Raw genomic sequence first — 6,419 nt, 5'->3', positions numbered from 1 at the left:
GAGCACAAGGTGTTCGTCCAGGGCGCGGTCTGGAACATCGACTCCTTCGACCAGTGGGGCGTCGAACTCGGCAAGGTACTCGCCAAACGCGTCGAGCCCGCCCTCACCCGGGATGCCGACGTCCCCGGCCTCGACCCGTCCACGGCCGCACTGGTGGCCGCCTACCGCGAACTCAGGAAGTGAACTGACATGCAGATCGGTCTTGTTGGTCTCGGCAAGATGGGCGGCAACATGCGCGAGCGCATCCGCAACGCCGGCCACACCGTCATCGGATACGACACCAACCCCGAACTCTCCGACGTCGACCACCTCTCCGATCTCGTCGACCGGCTCGACGGGCCGCGCGCGGTGTGGGTGATGGTCCCGGCCGGCGCCGTCACCCAGCACGTCGTCGACCAGCTCGCGAGCCTGCTCAAGCCCGGCGACACCGTCGTCGACGGCGGCAACTCCCGCTGGACGGACGACGAGAAGCACGCGAGGGAACTCGGCGCGCGTGGCATCGGCTTCGTCGACGCGGGCGTCTCCGGCGGCGTGTGGGGCCTGAAGAACGGCTACGCCCTCATGGTCGGCGGGGACGAGGAGCACGTGGACCGGCTGCGCCCGATCTTCGACGCGCTGAAGCCGGAGGGCCCGTACGGCTTCGTCCACGCGGGCAAGGTCGGTGCCGGGCACTTCGCGAAGATGGTCCACAACGGCATCGAGTACGCCATGATGCAGGCCTACGCCGAGGGCTGGGAGCTGCTGGAGAAGGCCGACTCGGTGACCGACACCCGGGAGGTGTTCCGCTCCTGGCAGGAGGGCACCGTCATCCGCTCCTGGCTGCTGGACCTCGCGGTCCACGCCCTCGACGAGGACGAGCACCTGGAGCGGCTGCGGGGCTACGCCGAGGACTCGGGCGAGGGCCGCTGGACCGTGGAGGCCGCCATCGACAACGCCGTGCCGCTGCCGGCGATCACCGCGTCCCTGTTCGCGCGGTTCGCCTCCCGCCAGGAGGACTCGCCGCAGATGAAGATGATCGCGGCGCTGCGCAAGCAGTTCGGCGGTCACGCCGTCGAGTCGGCGAAGAAGGCGTAACGGGCGTGGGGGATCTGATACTGGCCCGCCACGGCGAGACGGAGTGGAGCAGGGCGGGCCGGCACACCGGGCGCACCGACCTGCCGCTGACCCCGGGCGGCGAGGCCCAGGCCGGCTCGCTCGCCCCGCTGCTGACGGGCCGGACCTTCGGGCTGGTCCTCACCAGCCCGCTGGTCCGCGCCCGGCGCACCGCCGAGCTGGCGGGTCTGACCGGGGCCGTGCCGGAACCGGATCTGCGGGAGTGGGACTACGGCGGCTACGAGGGCATCACCACCGCCGAGATACACCGCACCCGGCCGGACTGGGACCTGTGGACCGACGGGGTGCCGCCCGGCCGGGAGTTCCCCGGCGAATCGCCCGAGCAGGTCGGGGAGCGCGCGGACCGGGTGCTCGCCCGGCTGGCCGGGGCGCTGGAGGAGGGGGACGTGATGCTGGTGGCCCACGGCCATCTGCTCCGGGTGCTGACGGCCCGCCGGCTGGGCCTTCCCCCCGCCGCCGGGCGGCTGTTCCGCCTGGAGACGGGCACCCTGAGCCGGCTGTCGCTGGAACACGGCAGGCCCGTGGTCGCGGAGTGGAACGCCCGCCCGTGAACCGCGGGCGTCAGCCGCCCGCGTGCGGCTGCGCCGCGTGCCGGGCGGCCAGGCGGACCGGGGCGTTGCGGGCGCCGTGGCCGCGGTGACCGGGGTCGCCGTCACGTTCGCGGCGCGGATCGCCGGCCCGGACGGCGACGACTGGTTCGCGGTGGCCCTGTTCACGGCGGCCCTGTGCGTGCCGCCGGTCCTCGCGGCGGTCACGGCCCGGGAGACCCGCCGTGTCCCCACCGAACGGCTCGGCGAGGGGACGCGCGGGAAAGCCGCGGCCCGCCCGGAGAAGGTGACGGCCTGACCCGCCGGACAGCGGGAACGACGCGGCGCGGCCGCCCGCGGGAGCGCGGGCGGCCGCGCCGCTCGCGCAAGCGGGCAGGAATGGAGAAGCGCGGGTGGCCGCCGCGCGCCTAGCCTGGCCCCGGTACGACGCCGCGGCCGGGCGTGTCCGCGTCGGGCGGACGGCGGCCGTGGCCACGCACCACGGCCGGACGCGGCAGCCGCGTCCGGCCGGACCGGACCGGGGAACGCCGGCGGCGACCGCGACGGCGGCCCGCCCGACGGATGGAGAACGATGAGCATGGCCACGAGGGCGGACCAGGAGCCGGCCGCGCCGCACGCCGCCGACAGCCACGATCTGATCCGCGTGCACGGCGCGCGCGAGAACAACCTCAAGGACGTCAGCGTCGAACTCCCCAAGCGCCGGCTGACCGTGTTCACCGGCGTGTCCGGCTCGGGCAAGAGCTCGCTCGTGTTCGACACGATCGCCGCCGAGTCGCAGCGGATGATCAACGAGACGTACAGCGCCTTCCTCCAGGGCTTCATGCCGACGCCGGCACGGCCCGACGTCGACGTGCTGGACGGGCTGACCACCGCGATCACCGTGGACCAGCAGCGAATGGGTGCCGACCCCCGCTCGACGGTCGGCACCGCCACCGACGCCAACGCGATGCTGCGCATCCTCTTCAGCAGGCTGGGCAAGCCCCACTTCGGCCCGCCCGGCGCGTTCTCCTTCAACGTCGCCTCGGTCCGGGCGAGCGGCGGGTTCACGGTCGACCGCGGTGCGGAGAGGACCAGGACCGAGAAGGTGTCCTTCAGCCGCACCGGCGGCATGTGCACGCACTGCGAGGGCCGGGGCACGGTCTCCGACATCGACCTCGCCCAGCTCTACGACGACTCCAGGTCGCTCTCGCAGGACCCGTTCACCATCCCCACCTACACCGGGGGCGGCTGGGTGGTGCGGGTCATCGCCGAGTCGGGCTTCTTCGACCCGGACAAGCCGATCCGCGAGTACACCGGGAAGGAGCGGCACGACTTCCTGTACCGCGAGCCGACCAAGGTGAGGATCAACGGGATCAACCTCACCTACGAGGGGCTCATCCCCAAGCTCCAGAAGTCGATGCTCAACAAGGACCGGGAGGCGATGCAGCCGCACATCCGGGCGTTCGTGGACCGCGCGGTCACCTTCACCACCTGCCCCGAGTGCGACGGCACCCGGCTCACCGCGGCGGCGCGGTCGTCGAAGATCGGGGAGATCTCCATCGCGGATGCCTGCGCGATGGAGATCAGGGACCTGGCGGAGTGGGTCCGCGGCCTCGGCGAACCGTCGGTGGCACCGCTGCTCACCGCGCTGCGGCACACCCTCGACTCGTTCGTGGAGATCGGCCTCGGCTATCTCTCGCTGGACCGGGCCTCGGGCACCCTGTCGGGCGGTGAGGCGCAGCGGGTCAAGATGATCCGTCACCTCGGCTCCTCGCTCACCGACGTCACCTACGTCTTCGACGAGCCCACCACCGGCCTGCACCCGCACGACATCCAGCGGATGAACAACCTGCTGCTGCGGCTGCGGGACAAGGGCAACACGGTGCTGGTCGTGGAGCACAAGCCGGAGGCGATCGCGATCGCCGACCACGTCGTCGACCTCGGTCCCGGCGCCGGTACGGCCGGCGGCACCGTCTGCTTCGAGGGCACCGTCGAGGAGCTGCGGGCCAGCGGCACCGTCACCGGCCGCCACTTCGACGACCGTGCCTCCCTCAAGGACACGGTGCGCGAGCCCACCGGCAAACTGCCGATCCGGGGCGCGACGGCGAACAACCTCCAGGGCGTCGACGTCGACATCCCGCTCGGCGTGCTCACCGTCGTCACCGGCGTGGCGGGCTCCGGCAAGAGCTCGCTGGTACACGGGTCCATCCCGGCCGACGAGGGGGTGGTCGCGGTCGACCAGACCCCGATCCGCGGCTCGCGGCGCAGCAACCCGGCGACGTACACCGGACTGCTCGACCCGATCCGCAAGGCGTTCGCCAAGGCCAACGGCGTGAAGCCGGCGCTGTTCAGCGCCAACTCCGAGGGCGCCTGCCCCACCTGCAACGGCGCCGGGGTCCTCTTCACCGACCTGGGGATGATGGCCGGTGTCTCCACCACCTGTGAGGACTGCGAGGGCAGGCGGTTCCAGGCGTCCGTGCTGGAGTACCGCCTCGGCGGCCGCGACATCAGCGAGGTCCTCGCGATGCCGGTGACCGAGGCCGGGGAGTTCTTCGGCACGGGGGACGCGCGGACGCCCGCCGCGCACCGGATCCTCGAGCGGCTGGCGGACGTCGGGCTCGGTTACCTCACCCTCGGCCAGCCGCTCACCACGCTGTCCGGCGGTGAACGGCAGCGGCTCAAGCTGGCCACCCACATGGGCGACAAGGGCGGTGTCTACGTCCTGGACGAGCCGACCACCGGTCTCCACCTCGCCGATGTCGAGCAGCTGCTCGGGCTGCTGGACCGGCTGGTCGACGCCGGCAAGTCGGTGATCGTCATCGAGCACCACCAGGCGGTGATGGCGCACGCCGACTGGATCATCGACCTGGGCCCCGGAGCCGGCCACGACGGCGGCCGGATCGTCTTCGAGGGCACCCCCGCCGACCTCGTCGCCGGCCGTTCCACCCTGACCGGCGAGCATCTCGCGGAGTACGTCGGCGGCTGAGGCACGCGCCGCGCGGGATGCCGTACGCCCGTTCCACCCGCAGCCGCAGCACCAGCCGCCGGTCGCGGACCATGGCGGCGCGGTAGTCGTCCCAGTCGGGGTGCTCGCCGTTGACGTCGCGGTACAGCCGGACGAGTTCCTCCACCGTCCCGTCGTGCGGATCTGCGGCCACGGGCGACAGCTCGGCGGTGCCCTCCGCCACCGTGTAGGCCCACCGGTCCCCGGTGGTGACGTGGTACGAGGCCCGGGAGTCCCGCCGCAGGTTGCGGGTCTTGGCCCGGTCGTCCGTGAGCGAGACCCGGATGATCCGCTCGTCCGGGTCGTAGGCGTGGACGACGTTCGACAGCTGGGGCCGTCCGTCGCGTTTCAGCGTGACGAGCACTCCGCCGCCCTCCTCCGAGAGCAGGCCGAGCAGTGCGTCCTGTGCGGCGTCCTGAGTCATGACAGGGTCAACAAGCCGTACCGGGCCGGCGTTCCCGATGCGCGCCGCGCGATGAGGTCTGAGACGGTTTCCCCTGGGTATGCCGGACTCAGCTCGACGAACGTGACCCGAGGAGAGCGATGGCAGTACTGCGGCAGGAGGCCGGTCCCGAGGAGGCCGGGCTGGACGCGGAGGCGCTGGGGCGTCTCGACCGGCATTTCGCCCGCCTGGTCGACGAGGGACGGCTGCCCGGCTTCCTCGTGGCCGTGGCCCGGGGCGGACGCGTCGCGCACCTCACGACGTACGGGGCGCGGGACGTCGCCGCCGGGCTGCCCGTGGAGAGCGACACCCTGTGGCGGATCTACTCCATGACCAAGCCGGTGACCGCCGTGGGCGCGCTGATGCTGGTGGAGGAGGGGCGGCTGTCGCTGGACGACCCGGTCGGCCGTCATCTGCCGGCGTTCGCGGAGCCGCGCGTGTACGAGAGCGGCTCGGGCGACCGGGTACGCACCCGTCCGGCCTCCGCCCCCCTGCTCGTACGGCATCTGATGACGCACACGGCCGGGCTGACGTTCGCCTTCTACCACGCCCATCCCGTCGACGCGCTGTACCGGGCGGCCGGGCTGGAGTCCTCGGTGGTGCCGGGGTCGGACCTGGCCGCCACCACCGAGGTGTACGCGAGTCTGCCCCTGCAGTTCGATCCGGGCACGCAGTGGAACTACTCGGTCGCCTCCAACGTGCTGGGGCGGATCATCGAGGTCGTGTCGGGGCAGCCGCTCGACGCCTACCTCACCGAGCGGATCTTCCGTCCGCTCGGGATGACGGACGCCGGGTTCGAGGTCGGCGACGAGCAGGCGGGGCGGCTCGCGCAGCTGTACGGGGAGACGGAGGGCGGCGGCATCGAGCCGATCGCGGGACTGCCGCTGCGGGGGCGGCCCCGGTTCCTGTCCGGCAGCGGCGGCATGGTGGCCTCCGCCCACGACTGGCACCGGTTCATGGAGGTGCTGCGCCGGCGCGGCGAACTCGACGGCACCCGCCTGCTCGCCCCGGGGACCGTGGATCTGATGACCCGCAACCACCTCCCGGGCGGCGCCGATCTGCGCGCCTTCGGGAGCCGGCCCGCACACGACGAACCCGGCAACGAGGGCGTCGGCTTCGGGCTCGGCGTGTCCGTCGTCATCGACCCCTCCCGCACCCAGGCCCCGTCGGCCCCGGGCAGTTACGGCTGGAGCGGGGTGGCCACCACCACCTTCTGGGTCGACCCGGGCCGCGACCTGACCGTGCAGTTCTGCACGCAGGTGCGGCCCCGGTCCTCCCACACCGTCTTCCGGGACCTCAAACGGCTGGTGCACGAGGCGGTGGTGCGCTGACA

At 72.6% G+C, this 6,419-nt stretch carries 4 protein-coding genes and 3 pseudogenes; 6 read left to right on the top strand and 1 reads right to left on the bottom strand.

All coding sequences use genetic code 11. The features are described 5' to 3' along the window. The 5 genes and pseudogenes from ACF07S_RS24645 to ACF07S_RS24625 form a co-directional block, all read left to right on the top strand. A pseudogene (locus ACF07S_RS24645) lies at window positions 1–183 on the top strand (glucose-6-phosphate isomerase); the annotation flags it as partial. A 6-nt stretch (window positions 184–189) separates the two neighbouring features. After that, a complete protein-coding gene (gnd, locus tag ACF07S_RS24640; RefSeq protein ID WP_391975125.1) occupies window positions 190–1,074 on the top strand; it encodes a phosphogluconate dehydrogenase (NAD(+)-dependent, decarboxylating) in 885 nt (294 codons plus the stop codon). 5 nt (window positions 1,075–1,079) lie between these two features. Continuing rightward, on the top strand, window positions 1,080–1,664 hold the full coding sequence (locus ACF07S_RS24635; RefSeq protein ID WP_391975124.1) for a histidine phosphatase family protein: 585 nt from the start codon (window positions 1,080–1,082) through the stop codon (window positions 1,662–1,664). Between the two features lie 82 nt (window positions 1,665–1,746). Continuing rightward, window positions 1,747–1,959, top strand: a pseudogene (locus tag ACF07S_RS24630) (MFS transporter); the annotation flags it as partial. Between the two features lie 273 nt (window positions 1,960–2,232). Continuing rightward, window positions 2,233–4,626 carry an ATP-binding cassette domain-containing protein gene (locus tag ACF07S_RS24625; protein ID WP_391975123.1) on the top strand — a complete coding sequence of 798 codons (2,394 nt, stop codon included), beginning with the start codon at window positions 2,233–2,235 and terminating at the stop codon, window positions 4,624–4,626. Window positions 4,627–4,630: 4 nt separating this feature from the next. Here ACF07S_RS24625 and ACF07S_RS24620 read toward each other — a convergent pair. Continuing rightward, a pseudogene (locus ACF07S_RS24620) lies at window positions 4,631–5,068 on the bottom strand (PPOX class F420-dependent oxidoreductase); the annotation flags it as partial. 119 nt (window positions 5,069–5,187) lie between these two features. Between ACF07S_RS24620 and ACF07S_RS24615 the strand changes: the two are divergent. Then, window positions 5,188–6,417 (top strand): serine hydrolase domain-containing protein, encoded by a 1,230-nt coding sequence (locus tag ACF07S_RS24615; RefSeq protein ID WP_391975122.1) that lies wholly within the window; start codon window positions 5,188–5,190, stop codon window positions 6,415–6,417. The last annotated feature ends 2 nt before the right edge of the window (window positions 6,418–6,419 follow it).

The sequence above is a fragment of the Streptomyces sp. NPDC016640 genome (assembly GCF_043076215.1).
In the GTDB taxonomy this organism is placed as follows: Bacteria; Actinomycetota; Actinomycetes; order Streptomycetales; family Streptomycetaceae; genus Streptomyces.
This window is presented reverse-complemented; position numbering and strand designations above follow the sequence as displayed.